Source organism: Plantactinospora sp. DSM 117369, from assembly GCF_053764795.1.
The window spans coordinates 4,858,988-4,873,035 of sequence record NZ_CM132446.1 but is presented as its reverse complement, the minus strand read 5'-3'; the positions used below and the strand labels follow the sequence as shown (position 1 = coordinate 4,873,035).

Annotated in this window: 13 protein-coding genes, 1 pseudogene and 1 riboswitch; of the genes and pseudogenes, 13 read left to right on the top strand and 1 reads right to left on the bottom strand. The window is 70.8% G+C overall.

All coding sequences use genetic code 11. From position 1 onward, the window contains the following. Positions 1-42: 42 nt before the first annotated feature. A riboswitch (glycine riboswitch) is annotated at positions 43-139 on the bottom strand. 326 nt (positions 140-465) lie between these two features. Genes ACSMXO_RS21165 through ACSMXO_RS21145 form a run of 5 tightly spaced genes read left to right on the top strand, consistent with a single transcriptional unit; the run spans position 466 to position 6,242 of the window. Then, positions 466-2,139 (top strand): ABC transporter substrate-binding protein, encoded by a 1,674-nt coding sequence (locus ACSMXO_RS21165; RefSeq protein WP_346260679.1) that lies wholly within the window; start codon positions 466-468, stop codon positions 2,137-2,139. Between the two features lie 8 nt (positions 2,140-2,147). Further along, a complete protein-coding gene (locus ACSMXO_RS21160) occupies positions 2,148-3,131 on the top strand; it encodes an ABC transporter permease (protein ID WP_455419066.1) in 984 nt (327 codons plus the stop codon). Further along, positions 3,131-4,054, top strand: coding sequence for an ABC transporter permease (locus ACSMXO_RS21155; RefSeq protein ID WP_346260677.1), 924 nt, complete (start codon positions 3,131-3,133; stop codon positions 4,052-4,054). Before ACSMXO_RS21160 ends, ACSMXO_RS21155 begins: the two co-directional genes overlap by 1 nt. Continuing rightward, positions 4,051-5,271, top strand: a complete 1,221-nt coding sequence (locus tag ACSMXO_RS21150; RefSeq protein ID WP_455419065.1) for an ABC transporter ATP-binding protein — start codon at positions 4,051-4,053, stop codon at positions 5,269-5,271. The genes ACSMXO_RS21155 and ACSMXO_RS21150 overlap by 4 nt, the downstream gene beginning before the upstream one ends. Then, complete coding sequence (locus tag ACSMXO_RS21145; RefSeq protein WP_455419064.1) at positions 5,268-6,242, top strand: ABC transporter ATP-binding protein; 975 nt, start codon at positions 5,268-5,270, stop codon at positions 6,240-6,242. Before ACSMXO_RS21150 ends, ACSMXO_RS21145 begins: the two co-directional genes overlap by 4 nt. A gap of 13 nt (positions 6,243-6,255) precedes the next feature. On the opposite strand, the gene ACSMXO_RS21140 is transcribed toward ACSMXO_RS21145, so the two are convergent. Next, on the bottom strand, positions 6,256-6,891 hold the full coding sequence (locus ACSMXO_RS21140) for a carbonic anhydrase (protein ID WP_455419063.1): 636 nt from the start codon (positions 6,889-6,891) through the stop codon (positions 6,256-6,258). Between the two features lie 324 nt (positions 6,892-7,215). Between ACSMXO_RS21140 and mgrA the strand changes: the two genes are divergently transcribed. From mgrA to ACSMXO_RS21100, 8 genes and pseudogenes are all read left to right on the top strand, one after another. Further along, positions 7,216-8,211 (top strand): L-glyceraldehyde 3-phosphate reductase, encoded by a 996-nt coding sequence (mgrA, locus tag ACSMXO_RS21135; protein WP_455419062.1) that lies wholly within the window; start codon positions 7,216-7,218, stop codon positions 8,209-8,211. Positions 8,212-8,478: 267 nt separating this feature from the next. Continuing rightward, the gene (locus ACSMXO_RS21130) at positions 8,479-8,991 is read left to right on the top strand and encodes a DUF402 domain-containing protein (RefSeq protein WP_455419061.1); all 513 of its coding nucleotides are present in this window, start codon (positions 8,479-8,481) and stop codon (positions 8,989-8,991) included. A gap of 242 nt (positions 8,992-9,233) precedes the next feature. Continuing rightward, the gene (locus tag ACSMXO_RS21125) at positions 9,234-10,154 is read left to right on the top strand and encodes a TIGR04222 domain-containing membrane protein (RefSeq protein ID WP_455419060.1); all 921 of its coding nucleotides are present in this window, start codon (positions 9,234-9,236) and stop codon (positions 10,152-10,154) included. Between the two features lie 56 nt (positions 10,155-10,210). Further along, a complete protein-coding gene (locus ACSMXO_RS21120) occupies positions 10,211-11,029 on the top strand; it encodes a DUF692 domain-containing protein (protein WP_455419059.1) in 819 nt (272 codons plus the stop codon). Further along, positions 11,029-11,874, top strand: a complete 846-nt coding sequence (locus ACSMXO_RS21115) for a TIGR04222 domain-containing membrane protein (RefSeq protein WP_455419058.1) — start codon at positions 11,029-11,031, stop codon at positions 11,872-11,874. Before ACSMXO_RS21120 ends, ACSMXO_RS21115 begins: the two co-directional genes overlap by 1 nt. Beyond that, entirely contained in the window at positions 11,871-12,215 is a 345-nt protein-coding gene (locus ACSMXO_RS21110; protein ID WP_455419057.1) for a hypothetical protein, read from the top strand. The genes ACSMXO_RS21115 and ACSMXO_RS21110 overlap by 4 nt, the downstream gene beginning before the upstream one ends. Before the next feature lie 132 nt (positions 12,216-12,347). Beyond that, positions 12,348-12,503, top strand: a pseudogene (locus tag ACSMXO_RS21105) (aldo/keto reductase); the annotation flags it as partial. A 755-nt stretch (positions 12,504-13,258) separates the two neighbouring features. Beyond that, positions 13,259-13,993: an alpha/beta hydrolase gene (locus ACSMXO_RS21100; RefSeq protein ID WP_455419056.1), complete on the top strand. Its 735-nt coding sequence runs from the start codon at positions 13,259-13,261 to the stop codon at positions 13,991-13,993. The last annotated feature ends 55 nt before the right edge of the window (positions 13,994-14,048 follow it).

The window sequence follows — 14,048 nt, the reverse complement described above, 5'->3', positions numbered from 1 at the left end:
CCCTCTGTCACGCTCCGCGACGTCGCGGGCGCTCCACAGTCGCCTGCCCGCGGGCTCCTTTTGCCTGAGAGGTTCCGGGGAGGATTTGCCCCTTCGGCGCCGCCCCACGCTGCCGGGCGGTCTCTCGCTCGCGAGTGTTGTCGGCGTTGGCAACGGTACCAGTGACCGGATTTCCTCCGGGTTTCGGCCGTTCCCCGTTGATCACCGTCAACGCCGGCTGACCGGGCGGAGCGGTCGTCACCTGCCCCGTTCCGGCGCCCCTGACAGAACCGGTTAAGCGGCGCCGGACCGGGACCGTTCCCGCCCGCCTTCAGGTCTCACCGTACGTGCTGGGCCCGGCGCTCCGGTACCGGCTGCAATCGCTTTCCATCTATTGACTCTGAACCGGTTCGGTGTTGTCATCGATCTCACCTGCCCGGACAGCAGGTGGCAACCCGTCCGAAATCCCTCGACCCGGGAGGCACGATGCGCCCCACCCTCGCCCGCCGGCTGCTCGCCACGCTGGCCACGGCGGCGCTCGCCGCCGGTGCGACCGCCGGCTGCGGTGACGGCGGCGACTCGCCGACCGGCGCTGAGGGCAAGATCATCAATGTCTTCTCGGGGGCGAACGCCGGGTTCGTGCCCAACTTCAACCCGTTCTCCCAGAACAGCGTCGCCGGCACGATGAGCGTGCTCTACGAGGCGCTGCTCTACTTCAACGGCGCCCGGGCCGACGACGTGCAGCCGCAGCTCGCCACCGGCTACGAGTTCGCCGACGACGGCCGGCGGCTGAACCTCACCATCCGGGAGGGGGTGAGGTGGAGCGACGGGAAGCCGTTCTCGGCCGAGGACGTGGCCTTCACCTTCAACCTGCTCCGGGACAACCCGAAGATCAACTATAACGGCCTGCCGATCGTCGAGGCGGTCGCCGCCGACCCGACCCACGTCTCGATCATCTTCAGTCAGGGCGTCTACACCCGGCTCAACCTGATCGCCGGGCGGATCTGGATCGTGCCGAAGCACATCTGGTCGACCGTCGCCGACCCGTCCGCGTTCACCAACGAGAAGCCGGTCGGCACCGGGGCGTTCACGCTGGCCTCGTTCAGCCAGCAGAACTACGTCTTCGAACGCAACCCCAACTACTGGGAGACCGGCAAGCCGAAGATCAAGGGGATGCGGTTCCACCAGTTCGCCAGCGCGGACAGCGCGATCGCGGCGCTCGCCGCCGGCCAGCTCGACTGGGCCGGTTCGTTCATCGCCGACATCGACAAGCAGTACGTGAGCAAGGACCCGGAGCACAACAAGTACCTCAACGAGTCGCAGCTCTACCTGACCAACCTGATCCCGAACCTGGACCGGGCGCCGTTCGACAGCGCCGCGGTACGCAAGGCGATCAGCCTCGCCCTGGACCGCGACCAGCTCATCCGGCTGGCCTTCTCCGGGTACGGCAAGGAGGCCAGCCCGGCCCAGTTGCCCCGGCCGCTCTGGGACGACTACATCAAGCCGGAATACAAGGACCGCAAGCTGGAGTTCGACCCGGCTCGGGCCGAGCAGACCCTCCAGGCCGACGGCTGGGCCAAGGGCGCCGACGGGATCTACGCCAAGGCCGGCCGACGGCTCTCCTTCACCGTCAAGGTGGTGCAGGGCTACAACGACTACATCTCCGCGCTCCAGATCATGACCCAGTCGCTGAAGTCGGTCGGGATCGAGATGAAGACCCAGGAGGTGTCGTTCACCGCCTTCTCCACCGACCAGCAGACCGGCGACTTCGAGATGATCATCACCAACCTCTACAGCGAGGGCACCGCGTACTCCTGGTACAGCCGGGCGTTCGCCAGCAAGACCACCGCCCCGCTGGGCCAGCAGGCCGGCTCCAACTACGGCCGCTACCGCAACGCCGCCGTCGACGCCGCCCTGCTGGCGATGGAGAACACCCCGCCGGAGGCGAAGGACGCGATCAGGGAACAACTGTTCAAGATCCAGGATGTGATCGTCGAGGAGCTGCCGTACATCCCGATCCAGCAGTCCGCCTCGCTGATCGAGTACCGCACCGAGAACCTCGGCAACTTCCCCACCGAGCAGAACCACTACGCGCTGACCACCCCGTACAACGGGCCGGACATGGGGATCGTGGCCAAGAACCTCACCCCGGCCGGCTGAGCCGCCCGATGCGGTACCTGCGGCGCAAGGCGCTGTTCTATCTGGTCGCGGTCTGGGCGGCGGTCACCCTCAACTTCCTCATCCCCCGGCTGATCAAGGGCAACCCGGTCGACGCCGTACTGGCCAAGACCCAGAACATGACCCCGATGTCGCCGGAGGCCCGCCGCGCCCTCGAACTGCAGTTCGGGGTCTCCGACGACCCGCTGTGGCAGCAGTACCTCGGCTACCTCGGCAACCTGCTGCGCGGCGAGTTCGGCCTCTCCGTCGCCTACTACCCGACCCCGGTGTCGCAGGTGCTCAGCCAGAGCCTGCCCTGGACGGTGGTGATGGTCGGCATCGCCACCGTGCTCAGCGTGCTGCTCGGGATCACCCTCGGCACCCTCGCCGGCTGGCGCCGCGGCACCTGGCTGGACGCGCTGGTGCCGACCACCACCTTCCTGGCCGCCATCCCGTACTTCTGGCTCGCCCTGGTGCTGCTCTACCTGCTCGGCGGGGTGCTCGGCTGGTTTCCGCTGAACAGCGGCTACAGCTACGAGACCACCATCGGGTTCAACTGGCCGTTCCTGCGCAGCGCGATCTACCACGGCATCCTGCCGGCGGCCTCGATCGTGCTCGCCTCGGTCGCCGGCTGGCTGCTCGGGATGCGCAACATGATGGTCTCCACGATGGCCGAGGACTACGTGCTGACCGCCGAGGCGAAGGGGCTGCGCCCGCGCCGCATCATGATCCAGTACGCGGCCCGCAACGCCGTACTGCCCAGCGTCGCCGGGTTCGCCATCACCCTCGGCTTCGTGGTCAGCGGTTCCATCGCCACCGAGATCGTCTTCTCCTATCCCGGCGTCGGGATGAGCCTGGTCGCCGCGGTCGCCAACGCCGACTATCCACTGCTGCAGGGCATCTTCCTGGTCATCTCGCTGGCCGTGCTCGGCGCCAACTTCGTCGTCGACCTGCTCTACGCGGTGATCGACCCCCGTACCCGGCAGGCCGGCTGATGGCGACCATCGAGACCCAGCGCGACGTGACCGGCGAGGTCGTCCCCGGAGTGGTGGTGCCGACCCGGCGGCCCCGCTGGCGCGGCCTGCTGCGCTCCCGCAAACTCGCCGCCGGGCTGGCGATCGTCGGCTTCTTCGCCCTGGTCGCCGTGCTCGGCCCGCTGCTGGTCGACGACCCGAACCTGGTCAGCGACGACCGGCTGCTCGCCCCCTCCGCCGAACACCTGCTCGGCACCACCACCACCGGCCAGGACGTGTTCCGGCAACTCGTCGTCGCCACCCGCGGCTCGATGCTGGTCGGCCTGGTCGTCGGGCTGCTCGCCACCGTCGTCTCGGTGCTGGTCGGCGTCCTCGGCGGCTACGCGGGCGGGCACGCCGACGAGAGCCTCTCGCTGGTCAGCAACGTCTTCCTGGTACTGCCCGGCCTGCCGCTGGTGGTCCTGATCACCGACTACGTGCAGACCCGCGGAGCCCTCGCGATCGCCCTGATCGTCTCGATCACCGCGTGGGCCGGCTCCGCCCGGGTGTTGCGGGCCCAGACCCTGTCGCTGCGCTCCCGCGACTACGTCGACGCCGCCCGGGTCAGCGGCGAACCCGGCTGGCGGATCGTCACCTTCGAGATCCTGCCCAACCTGCTGCCGCTGATTGCCGCCCAGTTCGTCTTTGCGGTCATCGGCGGCATCCTCACCGAGGCCGCGCTGGCCTTCCTCGGCCTCGGCGGCGCCGGCTCGTGGGGCACGATGCTCTACTTCGCGCAGAACTCGCAGGCGCTGTCCCAGGGTGCCTGGTGGTGGTTCGTGCCGCCCGGGCTCTGCATCGCGCTGGTCGGCGCCGGACTCGCACTGATCAACTTCAGTCTCGACGAACTGATCAACCCGAGGCTGCGGGTCACCCGCCGCCCCCGACGGACCGGACCGGCATGACCCTCGACACCACCCACCCACCGGCGGTCACCGGCACCGATGTGGTGCTCTCGGTCCGCGACCTGAGCGTCGTCTACGACGGTACCGACCCGGTCCGGGCGGTCCGCGGCGTCAGCTTCGACCTGGCCCGCGGCGAGGTGCTCGGCATCGCCGGCGAGAGCGGCTGCGGCAAGTCCACCCTCGCGTACGCGATCACCCGGCTGCTCAAGCCACCCGGCCGGCTCGCCGCAGGCAGGGTCGTCTTCCACCCCGCCGACGGCCCGCCGGTCGACCTGTCGACGCTGCACGGCGAGGCGCTGCGCCGGTTCCGCTGGAACCGGGTCTCGATGGTGTTCCAGGGGGCGATGAACGCCCTCAACCCGGTGCTGTCGGTACGCCGGCAACTCGCCGACGTCTTCACCGCGCACCGCCCCGAACTGCGCCGCGCCGACCGGGAAGAGCGCTGCCGGGAACTGCTCGACCTGGTCGGGATCGGCCCGGAACGGCTCTCGGCGTATCCGCACGAACTCTCCGGCGGGATGCGCCAGCGGGTGCTGATCGCGATGGCGATGGCGCTGCGCCCGGACGTGGTGGTGATGGACGAGCCGACCACCGCGCTGGACGTGGTGGTGCAGCGCGACATCCTGGAGGAGATCGACCGGCTACGGGCCCGGTTCGGCTTCGCGGTCGTCTTCATCACCCACGATCTCTCCCTGCTGCTGGAGATCAGCGATCGGCTCGCCGTCATGTACGGCGGCCGGATCGTCGAGTACGGCCCCGCCGCGGACCTGGCCGCCGCGCCGGCCCACCCGTACACGGTCGGGCTGCTGCGCTCCTTCCCGAGCCTGCGGGGCGAGCGGACGGTGCTGCACGGCATCCCCGGAAGCCCACCGGACCTGTCCCGGCCCCCCGCCGGCTGCGCGTTCACCGCCCGCTGCCCGTACGTCTTCGACGCCTGCCACCGCACCGACCCACCGCTGCGGGTCGCCGGCACCACCCGGGTCGCCTGCCTACACTATGACCCGGTACTGCGCCCGGACGGCCCACCGGCCGCGCTCCGGGCCGGCCGGTTCGACCCCACCGACCCGGCGCTGGAGCCCGGGCCGCCGCCCCACCCCGACGTACGCCCCGCCGCGCCGGCACCGCCGGCCGAGCCGGGCGATGTGCCGCCGCCGGTCGAGAAGGGCGGGACGCCGGAGACCGGACCGGAGCCGTCGGCCGGAGGTGGCGGCCGGTGACCACGCTGACGGTCAGCCACCTGAGCAAGCACTTCCCGCTGCGGGACGGGCGGCACCGCCGCACCCTGCGGGCGGTCGACGACGTCTCCTTCGAACTGCACTCCGGCCAGACGGTGGCGCTGGTCGGCGAGAGCGGCAGCGGCAAGTCGACGATCGCCCGGATGCTGGTCCGGCTGACCCGGCCGACCGCCGGGGAGATCCGCCTCGACGGCACCCCGCTGGCCGCCGACCGCCGGGCGGTTCGCCGCTACCGCCGCGACGTGCAGATGGTGTTCCAGGACCCGTTCGGGTCGCTGAACCCGGCACACACCGTCGGATACCACCTGGGCCGGCCGCTGCGGCTGCACGGGGTCGCCCGGTCCGGCGGCGACGTCCGGGCGGCCGTGCGTGACCTGCTCACCCGGGTCAACCTCACCCCGGCCGACCAGGTCGCCCGCCGGCTGCCGCACGAACTGTCCGGCGGGCAGCGGCAGCGGGTCGCGATCGCCCGCGCCCTGGCGCCCCGGCCCCGGATCCTGCTCGCCGACGAGCCGGTGTCGATGCTCGACGTGTCGATCCGGCTGGAGATCCTCAACCTGATCGACCGGCTCAAGCGGGAGGAGGAACTGGCCGTCCTGTACGTCACCCACGACCTCGCCACCGCCCGCTACTTCGCCTCGTCGATCATGGTGTTGTACCGGGGGCAGGTGGTCGAGTCCGGCCCCAGCGACGAGGTGATCCTGCGCCCCGCGCACCCGTACACCCAGCTTCTGGCGTCGGCGGCGCCGGACCCGGGCCGCCCGCGTACCGCCGCACCGGGCGGGATGCGGGCGCTGCGCGGCGGGCAGCAGACGGCCGCCGACCGCGGCGGCTGCCTGTTCCGGGACCGCTGCCCGGCCGCGATGGAGGTCTGCCACACCGAGGTGCCGGAGTTCTCGGTCGCCGCCGGGCACATGGCCCGGTGCTGGCTGCGCCGCCCCGACGCGGGTTAGGGCCGGACGGTCCCTAACCGCCGGTCGGGGCGGCGCTGGGCGCCGTCACCGACACCCGGCCGTCGGCCAGCTGGTAGAACATGCCGACCACGTCGCACCGGCCGGCGGCGACCGCGTCGGCGAGTTCGGTGCCCGACCGGGTGATCAGCTCGACGGTGTGCCGGGTGTGCAACGCGGCGATACCGGCGTCGTCGGTGATCTGCCGCGCCTGGGCGGCCTCGATGCTCGGGGTGACCCGTTCGACGATGGCGCCCAGCTCCCGGCCCGGCAGCCGGGCACCGTCCCGGGCCGCCCGGGTGGCCTGGATCGCCCCGCACGAGTCGTGGCCGAGGACGACGACCAACGGCGCCCCGAGCACCACCACCCCGTACTCGATACTGGCGGTCACCTCCGGGCCGACGATGTGCCCGGCGGTGCGGACCACGAACAGGTCGCCGAGCCCCCGATCGAAGATGATCTCGGCGGCGAGGCGGGAGTCGGAACACCCGAACACCACCGCGAACGGCCGCTGCGCCGCGGCGACCACCGCCCGGTGCTCGGCGTCCTGGTGCGGATGGATCCGGGTACCGGCCACGAACCGCTCGTTACCGGCGAGCAGCTCGTCGAGCGCCTCGGCGGGAGTGGCCGGCCGGTGGTCCAGGTATGCCATGACGTCCCCTTTCGACGGCACCACCGCAGGTGGTGAAGCGAGGTCGGCGCCTTCGGCGACCTGATGCGTACCGATCAGATATCACGGACCACCCCGCCGGCCCACCCGAACCTGGCCAAACGGTGAGCTACGGAACACCCGCCGGCGCACCCGGACCGGGCAAGCCCGTGTACGAACAGGCTACGGCCCCTCCCCCGCCACGACCGGCCGCCACGCGGCCCGGCCTTCCCGCCGGCCCGGGCGGTCCGCCTCGGCCCCCGGCTGAGGCGCCGGGCGTGACCTCCGCGCGGTCCGGCGGGACGGAGGTTCAATAGGGTGGCAAGCGTGACCTACCTTGCCGCGGACGACCGCTACGACTCGATGACCTACCGCCGGGCCGGCCGCAGCGGCCTGCGACTGCCCGCCATCTCGCTCGGCCTCTGGCACAACTTCGGTGCCGAACGGCCGTGGCAGCAGCAGCGGGACATCTGCCGCCGGGCGTTCGACCTCGGGGTGACCCACTTCGACCTGGCCAACAACTACGGCCCGCCGCCCGGCTCCGCCGAGGAGAACTTCGGCCGGACCCTCGCCGCCGACCTCGCCCCCTACCGCGACGAGCTGGTCATCTCCACCAAGGCCGGCTACCACATGTGGCCCGGCCCGTACGGCGAATGGGGCTCCCGCAAGTATCTGGTCTCGTCACTGGACCAGTCGCTGCGCCGGATGGGCCTCGACTACGTCGACATCTTCTACCACCACCGGCCCGACCCGGATACCCCTCTCGAAGAGACGATGACGGCGCTGGACGCCGTCGTCCGGGCCGGCAAGGCCCTCTACGTCGGGCTGTCGAACTACACCTCGGAGCAGACCCGACAGGCCGCCGCGATCCTGGAACGGCTCGGTACGCCACTGCTGATCTCCCAGCCGTCGTACTCGATGATCAACCGATGGATCGAGGCGGACCGGCTGCTCGACACCCTGGAAGAGGTCGGGGCCGGCTGCATCGCCTACAGCCCGCTCGCCCAGGGCGTGCTCACCGACCGCTACCTGGACGGCATCCCGGCCGACTCACGGATCCGCACCAGCGTCTTCCTCAACGAGAGCGACCTCGACGACACCACGATGAGCACCGTACGGGCGCTGCACGCCATCGCCGAGCGGCGCGGCCAGTCCCTGGCGCAGCTCGCGCTCGCCTGGGCGCTGCGGGACCCCCGGATGACCAGCCTGATCATCGGCGCGAGCAGCGTCGGCCAGCTTGAGACGAACGTGGCCGCGCTGGACAACCTGACCCTCACCGACAGCGAACTCGCCGAGATCGGCGACCAGCTCACCGTCGACTGACGGTAGGGCCAACAGTGCCGGATCGGGGGCTGGTGGGGCGCTGGGGTGGTCGGTCGGGGTCTCCGACTGCCTGGGCCAGTTCTTCCCAGGAGGGGCTGCCCTTCCGGTAGGACGCGGGCCAGGATGAGGGCTTGGTCGCTGGCTCGTGCGGCGGTGCGGGCCGGTTGGGCCAGGGCGGCGGCCAGCTGGAGGGCCTGGGCGGAGTCGGCGGTGGCGGGGCTCCGTGCGCCGGTCGCGGCGTACTCCGGTTGCCCCTAACGTGCTCCTGTGGGCGTGGTTCAGAACAGCGGAAGCGTACGCCTGTGCAAGATCAAACGCCCCGGAGGCGTCTTTTGGTTTGATCTCCAGCAGATCATTGAAGACCGTGCCGGGACGTGGCTGTGGGGTCCGGCCGGTTCACCATGGGGTGCTCCGCATGACAGTGGCGCTCTTCCGGTACCCGTTGTGGTGTTGCTCGCGGCGGGCCGGCCGTGGGTGGCGTGGTGGGTCGGCGATCCTGCCGATCGGCGGCTTGAGATCGACGTGTGCCTCCCGCCTGAGCGTACCGAAGCAGGCTGGCGGTATATCGATCTCGAACTGGACCCGGTGCTCCACGAGCGGGATTCGCGTGTCGAGATCGAGGACTGGGACGAGTACGAACAGGCGTGCCGCAACGGTTGGATGAGCGCGGATGACGCCAAGCTCGCACAGTCCACGGCCGACGATCGCGCCGGGGCACTCCGGCGCCGGGACGAGCCCTGGCAGGAGCGCGGATGGCAGATGCTCTCTCAACCGACGTGAGGATCCGGACACCGGGCTCATCCGGGTCAGCGGGATGAGGTCGGGCAGGTCGAAACTTGCTGGTCGACGCCGAGTCACCCAGTGCAGCCGGCCAGCCATCCGCACCTAAACCCTATGCACTGTGCGGCACGCGGTGCACGGCGACCGCGTGGAGATGTGGCTCGGCCATCGCCGGGCCCTTCATGGGCGTCGCTGATCACACCAGAGACAATGTCCGCCGAGCACGGGGAAAGGGGTAGACGATGCATCCGTGGGGACTGTCGGGGCCGGAGTTCCTCTGGCTGTACTCCGCCGGCCTGGTCGTGGGGCTCGCCGTGGCGGTCGGGGTGCGCATGGCGGTGCGCAGGCCACGGCTTGCCGAGCCGCCCGACCCGCCGGCTCCCGAGGAGTTGGGCTTCCTCGCGGGCGGGCCGCAGCACGCGGTCCAGGTTGGCGTCGTCCGGCTGGTCGACGCCGGTGACGTCAGAGTCGACCGTCGCGGCACTCTGACCGCCACGGCGGACGGCGAGCCGACCGGACGCCCGCTCGACGACGCGGTGCTCGCCGAACTCACCGCACCGCGGAAGGTCGCGATGGTGGCCGAGAAGCTTGCCGGCAAACCGGTGGTGACCGAGATCGGCGAGTCACTGGTCCGCCGAGGCCTGCTCGTCGCCCCGGCCCGCGCGGTCCGGGCACGATGGCTCGCTCCGATCTTGCTGTACCTGCTGTTCGTGGTCGGCCTGGCCCGCTGGGTCAACGGGATCGCCAACGACCTGCCCACCGGCTATCTGAGCTATCTGCTCGCCGCGGCGCTCATCGCCAGTGTGTACCTGAGCACCCGGCTCACCTCCGCCCCCAAGGCCCGGACGGTGCACGGCGACCGGGTGGTGGCCGAGGTCACGGCGAGAGGGCAGGCGGCGGATCCGCTGGAGCGGGTGGCGGTGAACGGCCCGCACGCTTACCCGGACAGGGAGCTCTCCAAGGCACTGACCCACGGCGCGGCGGTGGCGTTCGCCGGGGGCACCTGGAGCTACGCCTCCGCGGGCTCGTTCGACTCCTTCGTGCACATCGGCTCGTCCGGCGGCAGCACCTACACGCACAACTACACCTCGTCCTCCAGCGACACCTCGTCCTCCAGCGACAGCTCGTCCGGCGGCGGCGGCTGCGGCGGCGGTGCCCCCTGATAGCCACTGTGGGCTTGGGTTGATCGCAGGACAAGGGGTTCGGTGGAGGTGGCGCCATGACGCGGCCGAGACTCGGCGTCGGGATCGGCTGGCGGCCGGAGATCGACCTGACGGTGGAGCGGCTGCCCGGTGTCGACTTCGTGGAGGTGCTGGCGGAGAACATCCACCCGGACCCGCTGCCGGAGTCGCTGACCGTGCTGCGCGAACGTGGGGTGCCGGTGATCGCGCACGCGGTGTCGCTGTCGCTCGGCGGGGCGGAGCCGGTGGACCGCACGCGGGTCGCCCACCTGGCTGCCGTGGCGGAGGCGGTGGACGCGCCGTTGGTCAGCGAGCACGTGGCGTTCAGCCGCGCCGGCGGGCTCGACTCCGGGCACCTGCTGCCGGTGCCGCGCACCCGTGACGCGCTGGACGTGCTGGTGGACAACGTGAATCGGGTGCAGGCGGAGCTGCCGGTGCCGTTGGCGCTGGAGAACATCGCGGCGCTGCTCGACTGGCCGGACAGCGACCTGACCGAGGGACAGTTCCTCGCCGAGCTGGTCGAGCGCACCGACTGCCGGCTGCTGGTCGACGTGGCCAACCTGTACGCGAACGCGGTCAACCTCGGCACCGCGCCGGAGACGTTCCTCGACGAGCTGCCGCTGGAGAGGCTGGCCTACGTGCACGTCGCGGGCGGGGTCACCCACGACGGGCTCTACCACGACACGCACGCTCACGCCGTGCCGCCGCAGGTGCTGGACACCCTCGCCGCGCTGTGCGCCCGCGTCGACCCGCCGGGGGTCATGCTGGAACGCGACGACGACTACCCACCCGACGCCGATCTGGCCGCCGAACTCGCCGCGATCCGTGCCGTCATCACTGCTGCCAAGGAGTCCTGATGCAGCCCTGGGGCATCTCGGGCCCGCAGTTCCTGCTGCTCTACCCAATCGCCGTGATCGCCGGCCTGGCGGTGGCGGAGTACGCCCGCCGCTGGGCCAACCGGACCGCGCCGGCCGAGCTGCCGTCCGCTGTGGAATTTGCGGAGGTGGCCTTCCTCGCGGGCGGCACCGATCGGGTGGTCGACGCGGCCGTCGCCCGCCTCGTCCACAGTGAACAGCTCAGGGTGAACCGCAAGGGCGTGCTGTCCGCACCGGGCGACCCGGCCTCCGACCACCCGATCGGCCGGGACGTCCACTCGGTCGTCCGCCAGCAGCCGACGAAGGTCCACGCGCTGCGGCGTCGACTCAAGGCGATGCCCCAGGTTCGAGCGCTTGCCGAACGCGTTGCCGCTGGTCAGCGCTCCCGGTCGCGGTGGGAGCGGGCGCTCGCCACGTACGCCTCGCTGGCGCTGCTGTGTCTGGTGTTCGCGGTCGGCATGGCCCGCCTGGTGGACGGCATCACCGACGGCTACCCGATCGGCTATCTGCCCATCCAGCTCATCGTCAGCATGGCGATCATCCCGGCGTTCTATATCGCGGTCTGGCCGCTTCCCGCCCGCACGCGGCGCAACAACCCGGTGGTGGCGCTGGCCGCCCGCCAACTCGACGGGGTCGACCGAGTCGCGATGTCCGGGATGGCCGCCTACCCGGACGAGGAGCTACGCGCGGCGCTCGTCGCGTCGGCCACCCCGCCCAAGAAGAAGGGCCGAGGTCGCCAGCGGGAGGTCTACTACTCCTACGGTCCGCCCACCCTGAGTAGCGACAGCGGCGGTGGTGGCGGTGGCTGCGGCGGTGGAACCCCGTGACAGCGCGGGACAAACTGGCCGCGCGGCAGCGGGAACTCCTCCGCGCGTTGCTGGCCGGCGGCCAAGTGCCGGTCGGCTTCGACACGCACCGGGTCGCGGTCGAGGCCCGGTCGCTCCAGTCCAAACGCCGGTCGGTCGCGGCCAGGATTCGCCCGGACCTGGCCGAACGGCTCGGCACGGAGTTCCGCCCGCTGTTCGACACCTGGGCGCTCGACCACCCGAAACCGGTCGACTCCTCGTTCCGCGCCGACCTCGACCGCTTCGAGTCCTGGCTGTACGCCGGCGGCCACCTCGACCCACCACGCACACTCCGCCGCTGGCTCCGCCGACCCGCACCCTGAACAGCCAAGGCAGGTCCGTGGATCTTGGCTGGTGGGTCGTGAGGAAGCGGTCAGTGTGCTGGCGGGCAAGGTCACCGAGGCGTTCCCGGCCACCCCGCACGCCACGGTCCAGGGGAAACGCGGACGCGAACGGCCCAGCTCGCGCTCGCCTGGGCGCTGCGGGACGCCCGGATGACCAGCCTGATCATCGGCGCGAGCAGCGCCGGCCAGCTCGAGACGAACGTGGCCGGGCTGGACAACCTGACCCTCACCGACAGCGAACTCGCCGAGATCGGCGACCAGCTCACCGCTGGATCGGTCGCGGCGGTCAACGCCGCCATGACCCGATCAGGTTCGGCGGTGTTCACCAGTAACGTCGCCGCGGTACGCCGCACCTGCGGGTCCACGTCGCTCAGGGCCGGGCTCGGCGGCGTCCGCCACCAGGGGGCAGCCGGAGTTCGGGACGCACAACTGGTCCAGCAACTCGAAGGTCGTCCGCTGGCCTCAGCGAGTCGGTCGGTGAGGTTGGCGTGGATCTCCTTCAAGCGCGGCAGTTGGGCCGCGTCGACCCGAAGGAGTGGGCATCTGACACACGCTTCTCTGCACTACGAGATGAGCATGTCTCAGGTATCGGCGTATGCGCAAAGAGGAGGGCCGGGGCCGCCTGATCATCCGTGCTGTCGGCGTACTGGTTGTTGTGCAGAGCCGCGTACGACTGATCTTGCAGAGCAAGCACTGGCCGAACCAGTGAGGTTCCGCCTCCACCGGTCGGGGCAGGGCGGGACTCAGGAAGGGAACATCCGGGCCACGTCGTTGGACGTGATCGGTGAGCTCACATCGCACCGTAACCGCATGCGGCCTGTCCGTGGCGCCCGGCCACCGAGCCTGCGCAGAAACACGTTTGGCGGATCACGGCGGTCGCTGCTAGTTTCCTGGAGGCCGTGCGAGAGACCGAGGAGGTGGTACCCGTGAACGTTTCGACATGGGTGCTTCCCTCTGGGGTCACGGTCGGGCGATAGGTCGTCCGGGAGCGCCGTTCACGAGCACTCCCGAAAGGCACGACCATGAAATTCACTACTGAGCAGCGCCTCGACGACGGCGTCCTCGAACGCGAATTCACCCTCGGCGAGATCCCCGGCATCCTGTGGACGCCCGCATCCGCATCCGCACCGGTCCCGCTGATCCTGCTCGGCCACCCCCCGCTCGGACTGCACAAGATGTACCCCCGCCTGGTGGCTCGGGCCCGGCACGCCGCGGCGGAGGGCTTCGCCGCGGCCACCATCGAGCTCCCCGGGAGCGGTGACCGGCCCCGTTGGGCCTCCGCCGAGCGGGCTCGCACTGACCTGCGCCGGGCCATGGAGGCCGGCGAGCCGGTCAGCGACGAAATCATCGACGCCCTCATCCTCCCGCTCGTCGACAAGGCGGTCCCGGAATCACAGGCCGCCCTGGACGCCCTCCTTACGCTGCCCGAGATCGGCGGCCCGGTCGGGTACTCGGGGGGAGTGATCTCCGTCGGCATCCGGCTTGCGGTGGTCGAGCCGCGCATCGTGGCCGCCGGCTTCTTCGCCGGGAGTTTCGTGCCTCGCACCATGTTCGAGGAGGCGCGACAGGTCACCATTCCGCTGCATGTCCTGCTGCAGTGGGATGACGAAGGGAACGACCGGCAGGCGGCCCTGGACCTGTTCGACGCCTTCGGCTCCAAGGAGAAAACGCTGCACGCCAACATGGGCGGACACACGGGTGTCCCGCAGTTCGCAGGGGAGGACGCGGCCGGGTTCTTCGCCCGGCATCTGCGCTAGCCGCGGGCCGGGGCCCCGCCGCGAAGGCAGCAGCAGGCGGTAGGCGGCGCCGGCC

Excerpts from the sequence above, each read along its gene's own strand:
- ACSMXO_RS21165 (WP_346260679.1), top strand. The coding sequence starts at position 466 with ATGCGCCCCACCCTCGCCCGCCGGCTGCTCGCCACGCTGGCCACGGCG.
- ACSMXO_RS21160 (WP_455419066.1), top strand. The coding sequence starts at position 2,148 with ATGCGGTACCTGCGGCGCAAGGCGCTGTTCTATCTGGTCGCGGTCTGG.
- ACSMXO_RS21155 (WP_346260677.1), top strand. The coding sequence starts at position 3,131 with ATGGCGACCATCGAGACCCAGCGCGACGTGACCGGCGAGGTCGTCCCC.
- ACSMXO_RS21150 (WP_455419065.1), top strand. The coding sequence starts at position 4,051 with ATGACCCTCGACACCACCCACCCACCGGCGGTCACCGGCACCGATGTG.
- ACSMXO_RS21140 (WP_455419063.1), bottom strand. The coding sequence starts at position 6,891 with ATGGCATACCTGGACCACCGGCCGGCCACTCCCGCCGAGGCGCTCGAC.
- ACSMXO_RS21125 (WP_455419060.1), top strand. The coding sequence starts at position 9,234 with ATGCATCCGTGGGGACTGTCGGGGCCGGAGTTCCTCTGGCTGTACTCC.
- ACSMXO_RS21120 (WP_455419059.1), top strand. The coding sequence starts at position 10,211 with ATGACGCGGCCGAGACTCGGCGTCGGGATCGGCTGGCGGCCGGAGATC.
- ACSMXO_RS21115 (WP_455419058.1), top strand. The coding sequence starts at position 11,029 with ATGCAGCCCTGGGGCATCTCGGGCCCGCAGTTCCTGCTGCTCTACCCA.
- ACSMXO_RS21100 (WP_455419056.1), top strand. The coding sequence starts at position 13,259 with ATGAAATTCACTACTGAGCAGCGCCTCGACGACGGCGTCCTCGAACGC.